The sequence below is a fragment of the Stenotrophomonas testudinis genome, from assembly GCF_024499815.1.
Classification (GTDB): Bacteria; Pseudomonadota; Gammaproteobacteria; order Xanthomonadales; family Xanthomonadaceae; genus Stenotrophomonas.
Window position 1 is genome coordinate 54115 of record NZ_JAMOKY010000016.1, and the last position, 22370, is coordinate 76484.

15 protein-coding genes and 1 tRNA gene are annotated in these 22370 nt (G+C 67.0%); 10 read left to right on the forward strand and 6 right to left on the reverse strand.

Going from position 1 to position 22370, the window contains the following annotated elements; all coding sequences use genetic code 11:
* Nucleotides 1-91 precede the first annotated feature (91 nt).
* The 7 genes from lexA to NQ204_RS11150 all read left to right on the forward strand — a co-directional run bounded on the left by lexA (nt 92) and on the right by NQ204_RS11150 (nt 7464).
* Nucleotides 92-727 carry a transcriptional repressor LexA gene (gene lexA / locus NQ204_RS11120; RefSeq protein ID WP_079221455.1) on the forward strand — a complete coding sequence of 212 codons (636 nt, stop codon included), beginning with the start codon at nt 92-94 and terminating at the stop codon, nt 725-727.
* 218 nt (nt 728-945) lie between these two features.
* Complete coding sequence (gene recA / locus NQ204_RS11125) at nt 946-1983, forward strand: recombinase RecA (protein WP_079221456.1); 1038 nt, start codon at nt 946-948, stop codon at nt 1981-1983.
* Between the two features lie 111 nt (nt 1984-2094).
* Entirely contained in the window at nt 2095-2583 is a 489-nt protein-coding gene (recX, locus tag NQ204_RS11130) for a recombination regulator RecX (RefSeq protein WP_116864254.1), read from the forward strand.
* Nucleotides 2584-2694: 111 nt separating this feature from the next.
* Complete coding sequence (gene alaS / locus NQ204_RS11135; protein WP_256643889.1) at nt 2695-5343, forward strand: alanine--tRNA ligase; 2649 nt, start codon at nt 2695-2697, stop codon at nt 5341-5343.
* A gap of 151 nt (nt 5344-5494) precedes the next feature.
* Nucleotides 5495-5698 carry a carbon storage regulator CsrA gene (csrA, locus tag NQ204_RS11140; RefSeq protein ID WP_079221459.1) on the forward strand — a complete coding sequence of 68 codons (204 nt, stop codon included), beginning with the start codon at nt 5495-5497 and terminating at the stop codon, nt 5696-5698.
* Nucleotides 5699-5777: 79 nt separating this feature from the next.
* Nucleotides 5778-5870 (forward strand) — tRNA-Ser (locus NQ204_RS11145).
* Nucleotides 5871-6492: 622 nt separating this feature from the next.
* On the forward strand, nt 6493-7464 hold the full coding sequence (locus tag NQ204_RS11150; protein ID WP_256643890.1) for an HNH endonuclease: 972 nt from the start codon (nt 6493-6495) through the stop codon (nt 7462-7464).
* A 209-nt stretch (nt 7465-7673) separates the two neighbouring features.
* Here the strand turns inward: NQ204_RS11150 and NQ204_RS11155 are convergent, their stop codons facing one another.
* Both NQ204_RS11155 and NQ204_RS11160 read right to left on the reverse strand, forming a co-directional pair.
* A complete protein-coding gene (locus NQ204_RS11155; RefSeq protein WP_256643891.1) occupies nt 7674-8111 on the reverse strand; it encodes a DUF4189 domain-containing protein in 438 nt (145 codons plus the stop codon).
* Between the two features lie 114 nt (nt 8112-8225).
* Entirely contained in the window at nt 8226-10571 is a 2346-nt protein-coding gene (locus tag NQ204_RS11160) for a TonB-dependent receptor domain-containing protein (protein ID WP_256643892.1), read from the reverse strand.
* A 109-nt stretch (nt 10572-10680) separates the two neighbouring features.
* Between NQ204_RS11160 and NQ204_RS11165 the strand changes: the two genes are divergently transcribed.
* Nucleotides 10681-15348: an ATP-dependent helicase gene (locus NQ204_RS11165; RefSeq protein WP_256643893.1), complete on the forward strand. Its 4668-nt coding sequence runs from the start codon at nt 10681-10683 to the stop codon at nt 15346-15348.
* 164 nt (nt 15349-15512) lie between these two features.
* On the opposite strand, the gene NQ204_RS11170 is transcribed toward NQ204_RS11165, so the two are convergent.
* Together NQ204_RS11170 and NQ204_RS11175 are read right to left on the reverse strand one after the other, a co-directional pair.
* A complete protein-coding gene (locus tag NQ204_RS11170) occupies nt 15513-16436 on the reverse strand; it encodes a c-type cytochrome (protein WP_256643894.1) in 924 nt (307 codons plus the stop codon).
* Nucleotides 16433-17779: a c-type cytochrome gene (locus NQ204_RS11175; RefSeq protein WP_256643895.1), complete on the reverse strand. Its 1347-nt coding sequence runs from the start codon at nt 17777-17779 to the stop codon at nt 16433-16435. The genes NQ204_RS11170 and NQ204_RS11175 overlap by 4 nt, the downstream gene beginning before the upstream one ends.
* Nucleotides 17780-17960: 181 nt before the next feature.
* On the opposite strand from NQ204_RS11175, the gene NQ204_RS11180 reads away from it, so the two are divergent.
* Nucleotides 17961-19106 (forward strand): alpha/beta fold hydrolase, encoded by a 1146-nt coding sequence (locus NQ204_RS11180; RefSeq protein ID WP_256643896.1) that lies wholly within the window; start codon nt 17961-17963, stop codon nt 19104-19106.
* A 15-nt stretch (nt 19107-19121) separates the two neighbouring features.
* On the opposite strand, the gene NQ204_RS11185 is transcribed toward NQ204_RS11180, so the two are convergent.
* The gene (locus NQ204_RS11185) at nt 19122-20261 is read right to left on the reverse strand and encodes an MFS transporter (protein WP_116864263.1); all 1140 of its coding nucleotides are present in this window, start codon (nt 20259-20261) and stop codon (nt 19122-19124) included.
* A gap of 173 nt (nt 20262-20434) precedes the next feature.
* Entirely contained in the window at nt 20435-21136 is a 702-nt protein-coding gene (locus NQ204_RS11190; RefSeq protein WP_256643897.1) for a pirin family protein, read from the reverse strand.
* A 140-nt stretch (nt 21137-21276) separates the two neighbouring features.
* Between NQ204_RS11190 and NQ204_RS11195 the strand changes: the two genes are divergently transcribed.
* The gene (locus NQ204_RS11195) at nt 21277-22191 is read left to right on the forward strand and encodes a LysR substrate-binding domain-containing protein (protein WP_256643898.1); all 915 of its coding nucleotides are present in this window, start codon (nt 21277-21279) and stop codon (nt 22189-22191) included.
* Nucleotides 22192-22370 lie beyond the last annotated feature (179 nt).

Sequence of the window (22370 nt, forward strand, 5' to 3'; positions counted from 1 at the left end):
GCGCCTCCCCCATTGCCGAGCATAGGCTCGGCACTACAGAACCCGCCCCAGGCACTTGCACACCCGCAAGTTAGTAGTAATACTACTAACCATGGACCTGACCGACACCCAGCAGGCGATCCTGCAGTTGATCGCCGAGCGTATCGAGAGCGAAGGCGCACCGCCGTCGCAGACTGAAATCGCACGTGCCTTCGGCTTCAAGGGGGTGCGCGCGGCCCAGTACCACCTGGAGGCCCTCGAGCAGGCCGGTGCGATCCGTCGCATCCCCGGGCAGGCCCGCGGCATCCGCCTGGTGCAGGCGCCGCCGATCGAGAAGCTGGCCGAGCCGGGCCTGCCCGACAGCGTCCTGCGCCTGCCGGTGCTGGGCCGTGTCGCCGCCGGCCTGCCGATCGGCGCCGACATCGGATCGGACGACTTCGTGGTGCTGGACCGGGTGTTCTTCTCGCCGGCACCGGATTACCTGCTGAAGGTGCAGGGTGATTCGATGATCGACGAGGGCATCTTCGACGGTGACCTGATCGGCGTGCACCGCACCCGCGACGCCCACTCCGGGCAGATCGTGGTGGCCCGCATCGACGACGAGATCACCGTCAAGCTGCTGAAGATCGCCAAGGACCGCATCCGCCTGTTGCCGCGCAATCCCGACTACAAGCCGATCGAAGTCCTGCCCGACCAGGATTTCGCGATCGAGGGCCTGTACTGCGGCCTGCTGCGGCCCAATCGCTGAGCCCCTGGCAGCAGCCCTGTTCCACCAGCATTACCCCGCGGTCTTTTGTGGCGATTCTCTGGTTCCACTGAGGTTGGTACGGATGTCCGATAATTCTTTTCTGAGCGCCGGGCAGAATCTCAGCCTGTGCGATACATCCGACTTAAAGTGAACCCATGGCAAAGAAGACCCCCAAAGACAACATCCCCAACGACATGACCTCTGCTAGGAGCAACACGATGGACGAGAACAAAAAGCGCGCATTGGCTGCTGCTCTGGGCCAGATCGAAAAGCAGTTCGGCAAGGGCTCGGTGATGCGCATGGGCGACCGCGTGGTCGAACCCGTCGAAGCCATCCCGACCGGCTCGCTGATGCTCGACATCGCACTGGGCATCGGCGGTCTGCCGAAGGGTCGTGTCGTTGAGATCTACGGTCCGGAGTCGTCGGGCAAGACCACCCTGACCCTGCAGGCCATCGCCGAATGCCAGAAGATGGGCGGCACCGCGGCCTTCATCGACGCCGAGCACGCGCTGGACCCGATCTACGCCGCCAAGCTGGGCGTGAACGTGGACGACCTGCTGCTGTCGCAGCCGGATACCGGTGAGCAGGCGCTGGAAATCGCCGACATGCTGGTCCGTTCGGGTTCGGTGGACATTCTGGTGGTCGACTCGGTCGCCGCGCTGACCCCCAAGGCCGAGATCGAAGGCGAAATGGGTGACCAGCTGCCGGGCCTGCAGGCCCGCCTGATGAGCCAGGCGCTGCGCAAGCTGACCGGCAACATCAAGCGTTCCAACACCCTGGTGGTCTTCATCAACCAGTTGCGCATGAAGATCGGCGTGATGATGCCGGGCCAGAGCCCGGAAGTGACCACCGGCGGCAACGCGCTGAAGTTCTACGCCTCGGTGCGCCTGGACATCCGCCGTATCGGCGCGATCAAGAAGGGCGACGAGATCATCGGCAACCAGACCAAGATCAAGGTCGTCAAGAACAAGCTGGCGCCCCCGTTCAAGCAGGTCATCACCGAGATCCTGTACGGCGAAGGCATCAGCCGCGAAGGCGAGCTGATCGACATGGGCGTGGACGCCAAGCTGGTCGAGAAGGCCGGTGCCTGGTACAGCTACGGTGAAGAACGCATCGGCCAGGGCAAGGACAACGCCCGCGGCTACCTGCGCGACAACCCGACCGTTGCCGCCAAGCTTGAAGCCGAGCTGCGCGAGAAGTTCCAGCCGTCCGAAGCCGCCCGCGAGGAAGGCGACGACGACGGCGACGACGAGTAAGACTTGCTGTGGGGCAGGGCGGCGCCGTCAGTGACGTCGCCCTGTCCCGCAGGTTCGAACCGCCCACGGACGGGCAGGGTGCCAGGGACGGCGCCACCCTTGGAGTAAGCAATGTCCGATGCCGACGCCCCCACCGGCCGCAAGCGCCGGCCGCGCGAACAGACCCCCGTACAGCGAGCCCTGGGCCTGCTGGTGCGGCGTGAGCATTCGCGCAAGGAGCTGACCCGAAAGCTGACCGCCCGTGGCATCGAGGGTGACGCCGCCGAGGCTGCCGTGGCCAAGCTGACCGAGGCCGGCTGGCAGGACGACACCCGTTTTGCGGAGAATCTCGTCCGGATGCGTGCCAACACCGGTTATGGGCCCATCCATGTCCGTGCCGAGCTCGGCACCCATGGGCTGGACAGCGCGGCGATCGCCGCCGCGATGGACACTTACGAAGGCGACTGGCAGGAAAACGCCCGCGATCTGGTCCGCCGCCGCTTCGGCGAGGACGGCCCGCAGGACTTGTCACAGCGGCGCAAGGCCGCCGATCTGCTGGCCCGGCGGGGCTTCGACGGGGACACCATCCGTCGCGCGACCCGCTTCGACCCGGATGACTGAGACTGGCGGCGCCGGGCCTGATACCCTTTAGGTTTTCGGCGGTCCGTTACGACCCTGGCCAGTGAGGCCGGCGGTTCGGGGCTGCCGGCCCGCACACTGCCAGCCCCCTCAATGAACGCACCCGCCAAATTCACGACCTCCCAGATCCGTAGCGATTTCCTTGAGTTCTTCAAGGGTAAAGGCCACACCATCGTGCCGTCGGCGCCGCTGGTGCCGGGCAATGATCCGACCCTGCTGTTCACCAACTCGGGCATGGTCCAGTTCAAGGACGTGTTCCTGGGCGCGGAAAAGCGCAGCTACGTGCGCGCGGCCGACGTCCAGCGCTGCCTGCGCGCCGGTGGCAAGCACAACGATCTCGACCAGGTCGGCTACACCGCGCGTCACCACACCTTCTTCGAAATGTTGGGCAACTGGTCCTTTGGTGATTACTTCAAGAAGGACGCCATCGCCTGGGCATGGGAACTGCTGACCCAGGTCTGGAAGCTGCCGGCCGAGCGCCTGCTGGTCACCGTCTACCAGACCGATGACGAGGCCTACGCGCTGTGGCGCGACATGGTCGGCATCCCGGAAGAGCGCATCGTGCGCATCGGCGACAACAAGGGCGCCCCGTACGCCTCGGACAACTTCTGGCAGATGGCCGACACCGGTCCCTGCGGCCCGTGCACCGAGATCTTCTACGACCACGGCGACCACATCGCCGGCGGCCCTCCGGGCTCGCCGGATGAAGACGGTGACCGCTTCATCGAGATCTGGAACCTGGTGTTCATGCAGTTCGACCGCCAGACCGACGGCACCCTGGTGCCGCTGCCGGCACCGTGCGTGGACACCGGCATGGGCCTGGAGCGCCTGGCGGCGATCCTGCAGCACGTGCACACCAACTACGAGATCGACCTGTTCCAGGCCCTGATCCGCAAGGCTTCCGAGCTGACCGGCATGGCCGATCTGGAGAACAAGTCGCTGCGCGTGATCGCCGACCACATTCGTGCCTGCTCGTTCCTGATCGTCGACGGCGTGCTGCCGTCCAACGAAGGCCGCGGCTACGTGCTGCGCCGTATCATCCGCCGCGCCCTGCGCCACGGCTGGATGCTGGGCGTGCGCCAGCCGTTCTTCAGCAAGCTGGTGCCGACCCTGGTCGAGCTGATGGGCGAGGCCTACCCGGAACTGCCGGCCCAGGCCGACACCGTGGTCCGTGCGCTGCAGGCTGAAGAGGAGCGTTTCGCTGAAACCCTCGACGCCGGCATGAAGATCTTCGAGGACGTGGCGGCCAAGGCCAGCAATGGCGTGATCCCCGGCGTCGACGCCTTCCGCCTGTACGACACCTACGGCTTCCCGCTGGACTTGACCCAGGACATCGCCCGCGAGCGCGAGCTTACCGTTGATACCGACGGCTTCGATGCTGCGATGGAGCAGCAGCGCGAGACCGCGCGTGCCGCCGGCAAGTTCGGTGGCGGCGTGACCCTGCCGGCCGAGCTGGTAGCGACCCTGACCCCGACCCTGTTCCTGGGCTACGATCGCCTGCAGGCCGACGGCCTGACCGTGCTGGCCCTGCTCAAGGACGGCCGTCCGGTGCAGTCGGCCGAGGCCGGCGACGCCGTGATCGTCATCACCAACCAGACCCCGTTCTACGCCGAATCCGGCGGCCAGGTCGGTGACACCGGCGTGCTGGCCGGCAACGGCGTGCGCCTGTTGGTCAACGATACCCAGAAGTTCGCGGGCCAGTTCCATGGCCACGTCGGCACCCTGTCCGAAGGCGGCCTGAAGGTCGGCGACGTGCTGACCGGCCAGGTCGATGGCGAGCGCCGCGGTGCCACCATCCTCAACCACTCGGCCACCCACCTGCTGCACGCCGCGCTGCGCGAAGTGCTCGGTACCCACGTGCAACAGAAGGGTTCGCTGGTCGCACCGGACCGCCTGCGTTTCGACTTCTCGCACTTCCAGCCGATCAGCGCCGAAGAACTGGCCGTGATCGAGCGCAAGGTCAACCAGCAGGTGCGCGCCAACAACGCCGCCGAAGTGCACAACATGGGCATGCAGGAAGCGCTTGATTTCGGCGCGATGGCCCTGTTCGGCGAGAAGTACGGCGAGAACGTGCGCGTGCTGAAGATGGGTGACTACTCCACGGAACTGTGTGGTGGTACCCACGTCAGCCGCACCGGCGACATCGGTCTGTTCAAGATCACCTCCGAAGGCGGTGTCTCGGCCGGCGTGCGCCGCATCGAGGCGGTCACCGGCCAGGGCGCCCTGGACTATGTGGCGGCCGAAGAGGCCCGCTTGGCCGAAGCGGCGGAACTGCTGGGTGGCAGCGCCGCTGACGTGGTCGAGAAGATCCGCGCGTTGGGCCTGCGCCAGAAGCAGCTGGAGCGTGAGCTGGAGGCCGTGAAGGCCAAGGTCGCCGCCGGCGCTACCGCCGATCTCTCCGGCCAGGCCGTCGAGGTTGCCGGTGTGAAGGTGCTGGCCGCCCGCCTGGAGGGCTTTGACGCCAAGGCCCTGCGTGATGCCATGGACCGCCTGAAGCAGCAGTTGGGCAACGCCGTGATCGTGCTGGCCGGCACCCAGGACGGCAAGGCCGCCCTGGTCGCGGGCGTGAACGGCAGTGCAATGGGCAAGGTCAAGGCCGGGGAACTGTTGTCCCATATCGCCAGTCAGATCGGGGGCAAGGGCGGCGGACGCCCGGACCTCGCCCAGGGTGGTGGCGAGGACGGGCCCGCCCTTGCTACCGCTCTGGCCGCGGTTGTCGAATGGGTCAGCCCCCGCCTGTGATGTGAACCCCTGCCGTCCCCCTCCTTGTAGGAGCGGGACGGCTGACGGTACCATTGCGAAATCTTTTCCCTTTGTCGTGGGGACGCTTCTTGACGGAGCGTCAAGCCGGTGGGGGATACCCTTCCACACGGTTCCATGGAGACTTACTAAAATGTTGATCTTGACTCGCCGCGTCGGCGAAACCCTGATGATCGGAGACTCGGTGAGCGTCACCGTGCTCGGCGTCAAGGGCAACCAGGTGCGCATCGGTATCACCGCGCCGAAGGACGTTGCTGTGCATCGCGAAGAGATCTACCAGCGCATCCAGCGTGGTGATGAAGCCGGCAGCACCGGAAGTGAAAATTCCGGCGAATAAAAGCTTTACCTTCGCGTCTGATTAACGTTATGATTCACGCCCCGCTGAGGTGCACCGCACCAGACGCGGAGAAAACCCCGGAGCGATGCCCGAGTGGCTGAAGGGGCTCCCCTGCTAAGGGAGTATAGGGTCAAAAGCTCTATCGAGGGTTCGAATCCCTCTCGCTCCGCCAGATACAAGAAAGCGCCCGCAGATCCTCGATCTGCGGGCGTTTTTCGTTGTGCGGGATGAGGCAGTACCTGTTCGCAACCTATTGCGCGTGCTGCGATGCAGTGGCGCTTGCCAGTCCCGTAGAGACCAATGGATGGCGGAAGTGCGGGCGGGTGGCAACCGATGCGCGACTCTGAAGGTCGCCCTCTTTTGGAGGGGCGTGCTGCCGGCCGTTGTTCGATACGTTGATCACGCGTCGCAGCCTGATGCACACAGAGCGCTGGGGTGACGCGCGTTGTTCGCTGTCACGCTGGGTGCTGGTGTGCAGCCGAAAACGGTAAGCCGACAGGCTGCCGCCGCTGCGTGCAGTGTCCGGGGAATGCCATCGAGGGGGCAACGAACAGCAGGATCCAGCGCCAATGATTGCCAGGCACCAAGTGGTGAAGCGAGGGAGCGCGCCGAGATCGCAGGAGTCCAGGCATGCGTAGCGGCTCAGACCGCCCGGTTTTTAGGGTGACATCGCTTGATCGTAAGCTTTGTGGACTTCCGCTTTTTCGTCGTTAAGTTCCAATGGAACCGGGTGCTCATCCGAGCACAGGTCCATCCGAAACGGCTTGTCCATCATTAGATTTGAGGCAAAGGAAATGCTGATCAGCAAAGATCATCAAGTTGCTGCACTGGGGTTGTCGCTGGAGGAGAGTGCAGGCCTGGATGTCGCAGTGGACGGATTGCGGCGGGCATTGGGCCCGCTGGATGCATACATCGCAACATACGCGCGTAATGGGATGAGTGGTCCCACTCTGATCCTGGGCCGGAAGGACCCTGGGGAAGGCAAGCGCGGGAATCCCCTGTTTGCGATTCGAAAGATGGATGGCAAGCACTTTCTGGGCTTTACGCTGCGCCCAGAGCGTGATCGCAAGGTGCTTCAAGGGCACTACCAGGCAAACGAGTGGGAGCAGGTGTCGCGTGGCCGGGCATGGCTGCTGGAAACGCTGGCAGGTGGCAAAGAGAGTTTCGTCTCGGACATGACGGCCCTCGGCAGCATGCTGGCCGCCGACCAGCCAGATTTCCTGGAGAGACGAGTGCAGGGGAGGTCACGCGTCCCGACCGACTACAGCGCGTCCGTGAGCTTGGACGAGGGTGGCGAGGACCTCATCCGTGACCTTGATGAACTGCAGTCTCTGCCGCCGACAACGACCCGTCAGCAGCTTGTCGACGCGCGACTGGGACAAGGGAAGTTCCGGAGGGATGTCCTGTCACTGTGGGGTGGGCGATGTGCAGTGACAGGCTGTGATATTCAGCAGGTGGTAAAGGCTTCGCATGTCCAGCCGTGGGCATGCACATCTGCGCCCTCGATGCCGGGCGTATTGGAGCCTCGTCTGGATGCAAACAATGGCCTGCCGCTGGTGGCAACGCTGGATGCTCTGTTTGATCGGGGCCTCATCACATTCAACGATGACGGTCGCGTTCGTTTTGCCGACAGTGACGTTGAGGAGGATCTGGTCAACCGCGGGATGGTGAGCACGGACATGTGTCTTACCCGCACCCCGAATGCAGCCTTGCGCCACTATCTGAGCATCCACCGCAGAGTGGTTTTTGAAGGGTGGGATGAATGATCCATCTGCCCAGCTGTTGCTGGGCACGGTATCGCAAGCGGAGTGATGCGCCAGCACCTGGACAGTACGGCCGGTGCCTGGGCAACTGCCAGGGCTAACCGCGCAACTGGATGCTGACCCTGCGCGGCAGCTACCAATCCGCGGGGGTGCACCGCAGCCGCCCAACGTCATCGACGCTGGGCGGCTGTCCAACCGATCAGGAATCAGTACTAGTAAATGCGGCCGGGCGCCGGAGTCGGCGTCGGCGTCGGTGCCGGTGCACCGGGGTGCCACGGCCGCTCGATCACCTGCGACGGCTGCTCGCGCCACATCACCGCCAGCGTGCAGTCGTTGCCGCGTTCCCGGCACATCTTTTCTGCCTTGCGCTGCGCAGCCTCGGGACTGGCCTCGGCCAGGGCGAAGCCCATGGATACCGTTCCGGTGAAGATGGCCGAGTAGCCCTCTCCGGTGGCGACGGCCGACTGCCCGCAGTTACGGGAGCGGGCGGCACAGTACTTCACCGCGTTCTGCATCGAGGTGCTCACCGTCGCCTGGTTCATCGAGTAGCCGTAGGCGCCGTCTGCATCGTAGGCAATGGCCGAGGCCGCGCCTGCAGTGGACGAAACGCCCAACAGCAGCGCACAGGAAATTGCATGCATCCAGTTCATTGAATCCTCCTTTTCGTCGATGGTTGACCGAAGGGGCGACGGTAATCAAGCCTGTCGTGCGGGCAATCGCGCCCGCGGTTCACGTTCCGCAAGCGCTGTGCTGCCGGCCTCGGCTCAGAGGCGCACGGTCACACCCACCTGGAAGCCACGCCCCGGCAGTGGCGCGATGTATTTCAGTGGCGAGTTGTGCGGGCGCGCCTCTTCGTTGAGCAGGTTGCTGCCATTGATGAAGACCTCCATGCCGGCCACGGCCGTCGTGCGCAGGGGAATCTCCCGGCTCAGCTGCAGGTCGACCAGGGTGAACGCATCCAACGGTACTTCTTCGCTGACGTTGCGACCCAGGTACTTCTGCGTGTCGTAGTAGGTGCTTGACAGCTGCGCCTTCCAGCCTTCGCGCTGCCATTGCACGGTGGCGCCGTAACGGTTGGTCGGCATGTTGGGCAGGTACTCGCCATCGTTATGGGCGCGCAGCGCATCGGGATGGTCGGCCTTGTTCTTCACCAGGTCGGCAAAGGCGGACAGCTCCAGGCTGCCGAAGCGACCGAGCGTCAGTGACTGCGAGGCGTCGACCTCGAAACCCTTCACCGTGGTGTCGGTCTGCTTCCAGTACTTCAGCGGCAGGCGGTTGGCGGTCTGCAGGCCGGAGTAGCCCAGGTACAGGTAGTTTTCGTAACGCATCCGGTAGGCGGTGGCCGACAGCTGGAAGCCGCCCAGGTGGAAGAGGCCGGTCAGCTCGAGGTTCTTCGCACGTTCCGGGTCCAGGTTCTGGTTGCCTTCCTCCTGGGTCATCACCGAATAGTGCGCATTGCTGGCGTAGAGCTCATTGATCTCCGGTGCGCGCTGCGAGGAGGAGTAACGCACCTTGGCGGCGAACAGCGGGCCGAGTTCAACGTAGGCGCCGATGCTGTAGCTGTTGAGCCGGAAGTCGCGGTCCTGCAGCGTGGCGTTGGCGGAATTGCGCGCCGTCTTGAAGCTGCTCGGCCGCAATGTGTGGTCCACGCGTTCGTGGCGCACGCCCGCGTCGAAGGACGCCCAGTCGAAGTCCACTGTTTCCTTCAGGAACACCGCTTGGCTGCGCGTATCGACGTTGGGCAGGTAGCGGAGCGAACCGCTGCCGGTGACCTCGCGCGACTGCTGGCTGAGGCCGAGCAGGCCGCTCAGCGGGCCGATGCGGCGATGGGCCAGCAGCAGTTCGGCCTGGGTGCTTGCAAAATCGTAGTCGTTGGCCTTGCTGGCACCCAATCGTTCGCCGGAGGTGTTGTCCAGCTGCGAGACGCGCAGCTCGGCACGCTCGACGCCCGGCACCGGGTCGCGCAGCAGGGCTTCCAGTGCGTAGCGCTCCTGCTTGATGACCACGCTCACCGGCAGGCCGTCGGCGTAGTTGGAACCGAACGACAGGTTCTGCATCGAGAAACCCGGCACGCCGTATTCGCTGTCCTTGGCATCGATGCTGACACCCACGTAGCCGCGGTCGAAGAACAGGGTCGAGCCGAGCGCCACTTGCGAACTGCGTGAGTAGCTGTTGCCCAGGCGGTGGTGGTAGTCCGGGGTGACGTCGTTGTTGATCCGCTTCTGCACATAGGACGGCGTGCCGGCGACGTAATCCGGGTTGACCGGATTGACGTAGGTCTGGCGCTGCCAGACCGAGGTTGGGCTGTTGGTGTAGAAGGAGAACTCGCCATCGGCCCAGTCCGGGTTCTCAGTCATGAACTGGTCGATGTAGGGCTGCGAGGCCTTGTTGTAGACCTGCTGCACCCGCGCCTCTTTCTGGCAGGCATCGGCCAGCGCCGAGTTGACGCCGCCGGCGGCCGGGAACAGCTGGCTGTTGCAGGCCGCCGCCTTGCTGTTGCCAGGGATGTCGTAGTGCGAAATGCGCTGCCGCGAGACCTGCAGGTTGGTGGAGACGTTGCGCTGGTTGTTGAAGTTCATGCGGAAGCCCTGCGCATCGGCCGCGTTGAAGCCCTTGCGCAGCACCAGTTCCATCGACTGGTCCTTGTCTTCCATCGTGCGCGAAATCAGCCCGGAATCGACCTCGACGCTGCCGCCGATCGCGTTGCCGCCGTAGCGCACCGTGTCGGAGGACTTGTTGACGGTGACGCTGCGCACGAACAGCGGGTCGAAGGGAATGTTGATGTCGCCGCTGATCGCGTTCATGCCCAGCACCGACTGCCCGTCCTGCAGGATCTGCACGCGGTTGCCGCTGAGGCTGCGGATGACTGGCGCGCCGGCGTTGGGTCCGAAGGCGCTGTTCTGCACGCCGGAGACATGCTCGAGCAGGCCGCCGAGGGTGCGGTTCTGGGCCTGCGGGTTGTCGACGGTGACCCGGCTGTCGATGCGTGAGGCCTGGCTGGCTTCCACCTGCAGGGTGGGAAGGGTAGGCGCGTCCGCCGCCCGGGCTGAATGGAGGGCGACGGACTGAAGGGCGAGGGGGATGGCTGCAGCTAGCAGGTGGCGACGCATGACACGCTCCGGAAAAATTGCGTGAAATGTTATAACGTAACTATTCGTAACGACAAACGATTTCTTCGCCGTATCATCGGACCCATCATCGATGGCGACCGGCCCTGCCTTGGATTCCCCACAGCACTTCCATCCCGCCACCCGTGACTGGTTCCGTTCCGCGTTCGCAGCATCGACGCCGGTGCAGGACGAGGCCTGGGCGTCGATCGCCGCAGGCCAACACACCCTGGTGGTGGCCCCAACCGGGTCGGGCAAGACGCTGGCCGCGTTCCTGCATGCGATCGACCAGGTGTTCGCCGAGCGCGATGGCGACGCACGCCGCGACCCGGCGGCCAAGCCCGTGGCGCGCACGCGCGTGCTGTACCTGTCGCCGATCAAGGCACTGGGCAGCGATGTGCAGCGCAATCTGCAGGTGCCCCTCCAGGGCATCAGTGCGCGGCGCAGCGAACGTGGGGATCCGGCGGTTGCCCTGACCGTGGCCATGCGTACCGGCGATACCAGCAGCAGTGACCGCGCACGCCTGGTGCGGCGCCCGCCGGACATCCTGATCACCACGCCAGAGTCGCTGTACCTGATGCTGACCTCGCAGGCGAGGGAGATCCTGCGCGATGTGCATACGGTGATCCTCGATGAGATCCATGCGGTGGCGGGCGGCAAGCGTGGCTCGCACCTGGCGCTGAGCCTGGAGCGGCTCGACGCGCTGCTGCAGGTGCCTGCACAACGCATCGGCCTATCGGCAACGGTGCGCCCGGTCGAGGGTGTTGCCGCCTTCCTCGGCGGTGATCGCCCGGTGCAGGTGGTGCAGCCGCCTTCGCAGCGGCAGCTGGAACTGAAGATCGTGGTGCCGGTGGAGGACATGACCGACCTGGTCGTGCACGGTCCCGGCGAAGGACGCGGGGCCGGCGCGCGCACCGGTTCGATCTGGCCGCATGTGGAAGCCAGCATTCTCGACAACGTGATGCGGCATCGCTCCACGATTGTCTTTGGCAATTCGCGTGGCGTGGCGGAACGGCTGACTGCACGACTCAACGAGCTGCATGCCGAGCGCACGGGCGTCGAGCCTGCGAGCGAAGCGGATGCTGCGACTACAGCCGCCTACGGATCGTTCACCGGCAGCACGGTGAACCGTGTCACCACGCCGGCCTCGGTGATCGCCCGCTCGCACCACGGCTCGGTGTCCAAGGAACAGCGCGCCGCCATCGAGCAGGCGCTGAAGTCGGGTGACCTGCGCTGCGTGGTCGCCACCTCCAGCCTCGAACTGGGCATCGACATGGGCCTGGTGGACCTGGTGATCCAGGTCGCGGCGCCGCCTTCGGTGGCCAGTGCACTGCAGCGGGTGGGCCGTGCCGGCCACCAGGTGGGCGGCCTGTCGCGTGGCCTGCTGTATCCGCGCACGCGCCGTGATCTGGTCGATGCCGCGGTGGTGGTCGACAAGATGCTGGATGGACGCATCGAAGCCCTCGATCCGCCGCGCAATCCGCTCGATGTGCTGGCCCAGCAGACCGTGGCTGCGGTAGCGATGGAGCCACTCGATGTCGAGGCCTGGTTCGCACGCGTGCGCCGGGCTGCGCCGTACCGCACGCTGCCGCGCAGTGCCTTTGACGCGGTGCTGGACATGCTGGCCGGCCGCTATCCGTCAGATGAGTTCGCCGGTTTCCGTCCGCGGCTTGTATGGGACCGGAAGACCGGCACGTTGACCGCACGTCCTGGCGCCCGCCAGCTGGCGGTGACCAGCGGCGGCACCATTCCCGACCGTGGCATGTATGCCGTCGTGCTGCCCGAAGGCGAAGAACAGGCGGGATCGCGCCGTGTCGGCGAGCTTGATGAGGAGATGGTCCACGAGTCGCGGGTGAATGATGTGATCACCCTCGGCGCAACGTCCTGGCGCATCGACCAGATCACCCTTGACCAGGTCGTGGTGACGCCGGCGCCGGGGCGCTCGGCGCGGCTGCCGTTCTGGCGGGGCGAAGGCATCGGCCGCCCGGCCGAGCTGGGGCAGGCCACCGGCGCCTTCCTGGCGGAACTCGAGACCGAGCCTGGTGGCGCTGCCGAGCCGTCGCCGGCATTGCTCGCCCGGCTGCGCGATCGCGGCCTGGATGAGAGCGCGATCAGCAACATGCTGGCGCTTGTGGCGGAACAGCAGCAGGCCACCGGTGTGCTGCCGACCGACCTGCGCCTGGTCGTCGAGCGCTGCCGTGATGAACTCGGCGACTGGCGGGTGATGCTGCATTCGCCCTACGGCCGCCGCGTGCACGATCCCTGGGCGCTGGCGGTGGCTGCGCGCCTGCGCGAGCAGGCCGGCATCGATCCGGCCGTGGTGGCCAGTGACGACGGCATCATCGTCCGCATGCCCGACCGCAGCGGCACACCGCCTGGCGCGGAACTGTTCCTGTTCGATGCGTCCCACCTGCGCCAGGTCATCAATCGCTCGGTCGCCGGTTCCGCGTTGTTCGCCGCACGTTTTCGTGAGTGTGCCTCGCGCGCGCTGCTGCTGCCGCGGCGCACGCCGGGCAAGCGCTCGCCGTTGTGGCAGCAGCGCCTGCGTGCGGGGCAGCTGCTGGAAATCGCCCGTGGCCACGATGAGTTCCCGATCCTGGTGGAGACCGCGCGCGAGTGCCTGCAGGACGTCTACGACCTTGATGCACTGGATGCGCTGATGCTGCGCGTGCAGGCCGGCCAGGTCCAGGTGGTCGAGGTGGATACGGCCGTGCCATCGCCGTTCGCGGCGAACCTGCTGTTCGGCTATGTCGCCGAGTTCATGTACGAAGCCGATGCACCGCTGGCCGAACGGCGTTCATCGGTGCTGTCGCTCGACAGTGGCCTGCTGGCGGAACTGCTCGGCGAGGTGGATCTGGGTGAACTGCTGGACGATGCCGTGGTGGCAACCGTGGAGCGCGAGCTGCAACGCTTGGATCCGGCCCGCCACGCACGTGGCAGCGAAGGCGTGGCCGACCTGCTGCGTGAGCTGGGCCCGCTGCCGGTCGTGGACGTCGCGCAGCGCATCAACGAGCCCGCGCAGGCGGATGCCTGGCTGCACGCACTGCGCGCGGCGGGTCGTGCAATCCGCGTCCCCGTCGCAGGGGCCCAGCAGTGGGCGGCGGTGGAAGATGCCGCGCGGTTGCGCGATGCCCTGGGCATCATCCCGCGTGCGGATGTGGCCGAGGTATTCCTGGCCCCTGTGCCGGATCCGCTGGGCGATCTGCTTAGCCGCCACGCGCGCACCCATGGGCCCTTCAGCAGTGGCAGCGTGGCCGCCCGTTTCGGTCTCGGCGTGGCGGTGGTGGATGCTGCCCTGCACGTGCTGCAGGAACAGGGCCGGGTCGTACGCGGCCGCTTCGGCCTGGATCGTCGTGCGGCGAACGAGAACGACGCGGCAGCTTCGTCGCGTGCAGGCCATGAATGGGTGGGCACGGAGGTGCTGCAGCGGCTGCGGCTGCGCTCCTTGCAGGCCGCCCGCGAGGCGACCCGCCCGGTATCGGTGCAGGCCTATGTCGGTCTGCTGCTGCAGGGGCAGGGTGTGTTGCCCGGGGGCGCACGCAGCAACGACAGCGAAGGCGTGCTGCAGGTGATTGAACAACTGGCGGGGCTGCCACTGCCGGCATCGCTGTGGGAACAGCAGGTGCTGCCCGCGCGCGTGCCCGGCTACACGCCTGCGCTGCTGGATGAACTGCTGGCCACCGGCGCAGTGCTCTGGGTTGGCCATGGCCGGCTGGGCGACGACGATGGACTGGTGTCGCTGCACCTGCGCGAGCGTGCCGCTGAAACGCTGCCGGTCACACCGGTGCAGGGCGAAGACTCACCGATGCAGCAGGCCATCCTGCAGGCGCTGGCCGACGGCGGTGCGTTCTTTGCCCGGCAACTGGCGATGCAGGTACAGCCGCGACTGGTCGGTGCAGACACGGCGGGTGCGGATTTCCAGACGGCGCTGTGGCAGCTGGCCTGGCGCGGACAGATCAGCAGTGACCTGTGGGCGCCGCTGCGTGCGCTGGGCGGAGCGCGGCCTGCACGGGCGCGGCCGACGCCGGTGTCGCGCCGCCGCCGCGGCTTTGCCTTCGTGCCACTGACGACGGGCACCGCAGGACTGGAGCTGGCCAGCAGCACGGGGCCGACGCTGACAGGACGCTGGTCGCTGCTGCCGCGGGAGCGGGCCAGTGACACGCTGCGCGCGCTGGCGCAGACCGAGGCGCTGCTGGACCGCTACAGGGTGGTCACCCGCAGCGCAGCGATGAGCGAAGCCGTGGCCGGTGGATTCCCGGCGCTGCGCCCGGTGCTGCGCACCATGGAGGATGCGGGCCAGCTGCTGCGGGGTCGCTTCGTGGAAGGCATGGGCGGTGCTCAGTTCGCCCAGCGCGACGACATCGACCGGCTGCGTGCCAGCGCCGAGCGGGCTGGCGGGGATGGCGCCTGGGTTGCGCTGTCGGCGCTGGATCCCGCCAACCCCTTCGGCAGCCTGCTGCCGTGGCCCCAGTCGATCGCCGGGCCGCGTCCGGTGCGACGGGCCGGTGCGATGGTGGTGATCGGCGAAGGCCGCCTGCAGCTGTACCTGCCGCAGGGCGGCCGCCAGCTGACCAGCTGGATCGACGACACGGCCCACGACGCGCCCACGCGTTGGGCAGCGGCGGCACAGGCGCTGGCCGTTGGCCTTCGGCGTGGCCGGCGGCTGTCCTTCACCCTGGAGCGGATCAACGACGAGCCCGTCCATCGCGGGCACGCCGTTGATGCCCTGCGCGCGGCGGGATTCAGCAATGAGCCGCGCGGGCTGGGCTGGAACGGCTGACGCAGAGCAGAGCTCGACCGTTCTTGTAGAGCCGAGCCCACGCTCGGCTGCATTTCGTAGCGTCGAGCTTGCTCGACTTAGCCGAGCATGGGCTCGGCTCTACAGCACCGCGCAGCCGAGCATCGGCTCGGCTCCACGGGACCGCGCAGCCATGCTCGAAGCGCTCAGTAGCGTGCGTCCTTCGGCTTCGGGTCGCGCGGCCAGTCTTTACCCTTGCCGGCGAAATCCGGCCGGGGTTGATGGATGAAGTAGTCAGCAATATCCACCGCGTCCTGGTCGGGGATCACCTGCTGGCCCAGCGGTGGCTCGCGGCTGGCGGCCGGTGGCATGTTGTGCTTGATGAAGCTGGCCGCCTTGTACAGCCGCGCCATGCCCGCGCCGATGTTGAAGCTGCGCTCGCCCCATAGCGGCGGGAAGGCGATATCACCGCTGCCGTCGCGGCGGCCCTCGCCCTGGTCGCCGTGGCAGGCGGCGCACTGCGCTGCATACAGGGCCTGGCCGCGCATGCGGTCGGGCACCAGCGAGGAATCGATCGGCCCTTCGCTTGGCGCCGCCACCCGCGCGCCGTCGGGTACGGGGCGGCTCAGCCAGGCCATGTATTCCAGCATCGCGCGCATCGGCGGCGCGTCGCGGGCCAGCGGCTTGCCGTTCATCGAACGCTGCAGGCAGCCGTTGACGCGTTCGACCAGGCCGATCTCCTTGCCGGGGCGGGTCATGTAGCGCGGGTAGCTGCCGCCGCCGGTGTTGAGGTAGTGGTTGCCGAATGGCCGCTTGCCCTCGGCCATGTGGCAGGAGTTGCAATTCAGGTCATTGCCCACGTTGTCCGGCAGCAGGCGTGAGGTCTCGTTGAGCAGGCGGCGGCCGTACATCACCGCATCGCCATTGCCGAGGCTGGCGATCTCTTCGGCGCTGGGCATATGGTACGCGCCGACCCGCGAGCCCTGTGCGTCGAGGATGTCCAGCGTGGTGGGGGTGGCATCCAGCGAGGGATGGCGGTACGCGTACAGCAGTGCGCCGGCTGCGGCTACCACCAATACGCCGATGGCAATGACGATGCTCGCGCTCCTGCACTTGTGTGCGCGCCTCATGGTGCCACCTCCTGCGGAACTACGTGCACGGGTTTGTCGCGCACCACCCTGCGCATGCGCGCGATGTCGGCTTCGCTCACCGCGCTGGCCTGGTTGCCCCAGCTGCTGCGGATGAAGGTCAGGATCTGCGCCAGCTGGGCGTTCGGCAGATGCTCGAAGCCGGGCATCGAGAAGGCCATCCGGTCGTGCGGAGTGCGCGGCGTGCGGCCACCGGCCAAGGTGACCTGCACCAACGAACTCGGGTCATCGGCGAAGACGATGGAGTTGCCGGCCAGGGCAGGGTAGATGCGCGGCATGCCACGGCCATCGGCACGGTGGCAGGCCTGGCAGTGCTCGGCATAGGCCAGCGAACCCTCCCCGCGGTAGTCGCCGTCGCGCAGCGCGGTGGTGGTCGTGTCGGGGCCGGCAATCCACTGCGTGCTGCGGCCGGCGCGCGGCGGCAACTGCTTCAGGTAACGGGCCATGGCCAGCAGGTCGGCGTCGGTCAGGTACTGGGTGCTGTGTTCCACCACGTCGGCCATGCCGCCGAACGCGGCGGACCGATCGGTGCGGCCGGTACGCAGGAACTCGACGATCTCGTCCTGGCTCCAGCTGGCCAGGCCGGTGGCTTCGTTGCGCAGGTTCTTCGCATACCAGCCTTCCAGTACCGAACCGGAGAGGAAGCGGCGACTTTCGTCATCAGCCATGGCGGTTTCCTGGAAGGCCAGGCCGCGCGGGGTATGGCAGGCGCCACAGTGCGCCAGACCCTCCACCAGTTCGGCGCCGCGCTGCTGGCCGGCATCCAGTGATGGATCGGCAACGAAGCTGCGCGGGCGGGCGAACAGCAGCTGCCACCACGCCAGCGGCCAGCGCATGTTGGCCGGCCAGGGGATGGTGCTGTCGGCGTTGTGCTGGCGCACCGGCCGCACCGCACCCATGAAATAGGCATACAGCGCGCGGATCTCGTCGTCGCTGGCGATCACGTAGGAGGCGTAGGGCATGGCCGGATACAGCGGCTGGCCGTCATGGCGGATGCCGCGGCGGACCGCGCGCTCGAAATCGGCATAGTCATAGGCGCCGATGCCGGTGGCCCGGTCCGGCGTGATGTTGGTCGAATAGAGCGTGCCCATCGGTGTCTGCATGCCCAACCCGCCGGCGAAGGGCTGGCCGCCGGGCGCGGTGTGGCAGGCGGCGCAGTCGGCCGCACGCGACAGGTACTGGCCGCGCGCGATCAAGGCTGGCTCGTGGATGTCGACCACGGCAGGCTGGCGCGGTGCGAACCAGTACGGCGTGCTGCGGGCGATGCCCCAGGCCGCACCGACAGCGGCGGCCAGGGCAAGAAGTAGCTTGAGCGAAATGCGCATGGCTGCACTGTCGGCAATCGCTCGGCGCTCTCATTGATCCGGATCAATGCTTTGTCCGTGAACGACAGACGGCGAAGCTGAATCGATCCCGGCTTGTCATCAACCCGTCATCGACCTGCGATAGATGCGCCCGGTTGCGCCCGCTACCCTGCCACGCTGTCGCACCTTTCCCCGATTGCCCATGAAACGCCCGCTGCTGCTGTTGCTGGCGTGCGCCGGCCTGTGGCTGGCGGCATGCTCATCCTCGATCACCGCCTCGTCCACCTCGCTCAGTGACCAGCTGATCGCGCCCGGTGGCGTGTCCACGTTGCTGGACCAGCCGCGCATCGCCGCGGCCATCGCCGAGCTGCCCAACCGCCATGGCTTCGCGCCGGGCCGGGATGGCGTGCCGATCTTCTGGCGGGTGTTCGACCCGGGCGATTACGGCGCCCGCTACCACTACCTGCCGCAGCGCCACGAGAACGGCCAGCCGCTGGACACCGGGCTGAGTCTCACCGTGCCGCAGCCGTTCCGTGCGCAGGCGCCGCGCGGCACCGTGGTGCTGCTGCACGGTTGGATGATGAACGGTGATTCGATGCTGCCGTGGTCGCTGCAGCTGGCCGAATCGGGATACCGCGTGGTCACCCTGGACCTGCGCAACCACGGCCAGTCCGGGCACGGGCCATCCGGCTACGGCACCTATGAATCGGATGACGTGGTCGATGTGATCGGCGAACTGCGCGCGCGTGGCGAAGTGACCGGCCCGCTGTACTTGTTCGGCGTTTCCTATGGCGCGGCCACCGCTGTGTTCACCGCCGACAAGCTGGGCGACCAGGTGGCCGGCGTGGTGGCGATGGAATCGTTCGCCAATGCCGGCGTAGCCATCCGCACGATGATCCCGCACCTGATGGCGCTGCAGCCGGAAGGCCTGAAGGCGCAGGCGGTCGCGTCCTACGCGCGCTGGCGCTACGGCGGCCAGGACATCAACCAGGTGATCGCCGCGGCCAGCCGCCGCATCGATGTCGACCTGGACCAGGTGGACGTGGCCCGCGCGCTGGCCGATACCCGCGCCTGCGTGCTGCTGCTGCACGGGCAGGGCGACCAGCACATTCCGGTCAGCCAGGGCCGCGAACTGGCCCAGGCCAATCCGCGCGCGCACTACATCGAGATGCGCGGCGAAGACCACATCACCCTGCCGCTGCGCCTGGACCTGCTGGCCGGCGTGGTCGACGACTGGATGGCGCAGGACGAACACCACCCGCCTGCGACCTGCCCGGCGCCGCAGCTGCCCGCGCAAGCCGAGTGGCTGGTCCGCGACACCGCTGCCGCTGCGCCCAGCCGCAGCTGAGCGTCTTCTTCCTGTTTACGGCAGGCGGCGTGCCAGTCCGCGGGCCGAGGCGGCGACGCCGAGCAGCAGCGCGGCCACGCACAGGAACGCGATGCCCAAGGTGGTGAGATGGGCCAGCCCGCCGATGGCCGCCGGGCCGGCGAGGATGCCGGCGTAGCCCAGGGTGGTCACTGCGGTGATGGCGATGCTCTCCGGCATCGCGCGTTGCTGCCCGGCCATCGAGAACAGCGCCGGCACGATGTTGGCACAGCCCAGGCCGACCATCACGTAGCCGACCAGTGCCACCGCGAAGGAGGGCACCAGCGTGGCCAGCGCGAAGCCCGTTGCCGCGGTGATGCCGCCGATGATGATCGTGCGCGTGCGGCCGAGGCGCTCGACGATGCCATCGCCGAACAGGCGCATCGCGGTCATCGCCAGGGTGAATACCGCGAAGCCGGCACCGGCCTGGTCGCGCGGCACCTGCCGCACGTCGGCGAGGAACACTGCACTCCAGTCGAGCATCGAACCTTCGGCCAGGAACACGATGAAGGCCAGCACGCTGATGAACAGCACCACGCCATGCGGAATGGCCAGCATCGGGCCGTCATGGGCGATGCGCTGCGCGCGCCAGTGCGGTGCCGACAACAGGGCCACCACGAGCAGCGCGCCGATCGACAGCAGGGCCGCCATCCACAACGGCGTGCCCAGCAACAGCAGGCCGGTCATGCAGCCGGCACCAACGAAGCCGCCGATGCTGTAGAACGCGTGGAAACCGGACATCATCGCGCGACCGGCATCGCGTTCGACCGCGACTGCCTGCATGTTCATCGTGCAGTCCATGGCGCCGACACCGGCACCGAACAGGAACAGCGCCGCGCCCAGTGCCAGCGGCGTGGGCGCGAGCGACAGCAGCGGCAGCGCCAGCAGGATCAGTGCGGTGGTGATGACCATCAGGCGGCGGCAGCCCAGGCGTCCGCTCAGTGCGCCGGCCAGCGGCATGGCCAGCAGCGAGCCGAGGCCCAGGCAGAGCAGCACGGCGCCCAGGCTGGCATCGGACAGCCCGGCCTTGGCCTTGGCATAGGGCACCATCGGCGCCCAGGCAGCGGTGGCAAAGCCGGGAATGAAGAAGGCGGCGCGGGTGGCGTGCTGCTGGGCACGCGGGGAAGAAGGCGTCATGCGCGGGGAAGGCTCCGGAGAATCCCTGTCATGAAAACGTTTTCAGTCGGCTTGGGCAAGTGCCATTCGTGTCATCCCGCTGCGAATACGAATGCAGCCCCGCCCGCCACACATGCAGAAGCCCGCGATACCGGTGGGCATCGCGGGCCTCGCTGCATGCTACGGCGCAGCGCTTACAGCGGCAGGTCGAACACCAGTACTTCCGCGTCGTTGCCGTTCTCCAGGGTCAGCTGTGCTTCGTCACTGACCTGCAGCGCGTCACCGGCATCGAGGGTGATGCCGTTGACCTGCAGCTGGCCACGGGCGACCTGCACGTAGGCGCCACGACCATTGCCCAGTGCGTGGTGCAGCTTCTGGCTGCCATCGAGGATGGTGGCGTAGATGCGGGCATCCTGCTGGATGCGCAGCGAACCGTCTGCACCGTCCGGCGAGGCGATCAGGCGCAGCTGGCCGCGCTTGGTCTCCGGCGCGAAGTGGGTCTCGCGGTAGGAGGGTTCGATGTTCTCGCTGTCCGGGAAGACCCAGATCTGCAGGAAGTGCACAGGATCGGTGGTCGAGTGGTTGAACTCGCTGTGGCTGACGCCGCTGCCGGCGCTCATCACCTGCACGTCGCCGTAGCGCAGCACCGAACCGGTGCCCATCGAGTCCTTGTGCTCCAGCGCACCGCCCAGCACGTAGGAAATGATTTCCATGTTGCTGTGGCTGTGGGTGCCGAAGCCCTGGCCGCCGATGACCTTGTCTTCGTTGATGACGCGCAGCGGGCCGAAGCTGACGTAGCGCGGATCGTAGTAGCCAGCGAAGGAGAAGGTGTGGCGGGAGGACAGCCAGCCATGCTCGGCCAGGCCACGGGTAGCGCTCTTGCGGATCTGCAGCATGATGATTTCTCCTTGTTCGATGGTTTCGATGAGGCGGGGCGGGCCGGTGGCCGCTGTGTTTCCCCGTTGGAGAGAAGTATCCGCTTGCACCCTGGGTTTGAAAAACGGATATTTTTGACAGCCATCATCGAAAATTTCGAATGCTCAAACTCAGCCTTGATGCCCTGCAGATCCTGGATGCCATCGACCGCCGCGGCTCGTTCGCCGCCGCCGGCAAGGCCCTGCACAAGGTGCCCTCGACTATCTCCTACACCGTGGCCAAGCTGGAGGAGGATCTGGGCGTGCAGCTGTTCGACCGGGTCGGCCCCCGCGCGGAGCTGACCGAGGCTGGTCGCGCCCTGTTGGACGAGGGTCGTCACCTGCTGCGCGCCGCCCGCGAGCTGGAGCTGCGGGTGCGCCGGGTGGCCTCCGGATGGGAGGCCGAGCTGAGCCTGGCGGTGGATTCGATGTTCCCGACCTGGCTGTTGGGTCCGGACATTGCAGCGTTCCGTGGCATTGAGGCGCCGACGCGCCTGCGCCTGTTCGGCGAAGCGCTATCCGGCACCTGGGAGGCGCTGCTGGACCGTCGCGCCGACCTGTTGGTGGCTGCAGCGGGCGAGGGGCCCAGTGGTGGCGGCTATGTGGTGGAGCCGCTGGGCAGCGTCGATTTCGTGTTCGCGGTGGCACAGGATCATCCGCTGGCGCGGGCGCCGGGCGTGCTGGGCCGCGAGCAGCTGGCCGAGCACTGCGCCATCGCCGTGTCCGATTCCGCGCGCCGCCTGCTGCCACGCACGGTGGGCCTGTTGATGGGCCAGGAAATGCTGACGGTGCCGGACATGGCCAGCAAGCTGAAGCTGCAGTGCGAGGGTGTGGGATTCGGTTTCCTGCCCGAGCCCTGCGTGCGCGCAGCGGTGGCGCGTGGCCAGCTGGTGATCCGCGAGGTGGAGGAGCCGAAGCCGGAGGAGACGTTCTGGCTGGCGTGGCGCACCGGTGAGGATGGTGCGGCATTGCGCTGGTGGCGCGAGCGGTTGCGCAGGCCGGAGCTGCTGGCGCAGTGGTGGCAGGCGATGGGGTAGATCCATGCCATGCGTGGATGAGGGCCTTGTTTGCAGGGCTTGCAGCCCTGCACCTGCCGAAGCCGAAGCCGAAGCCGAAGCCGAAGCAACAGCTGGTTGTCCGTGGGATGGCGGGGTGGGTCCGGTTGAGGGGGACGCCGTAAACCCATCCATGGGGGCTTGGTCGCGGCATCCATGCC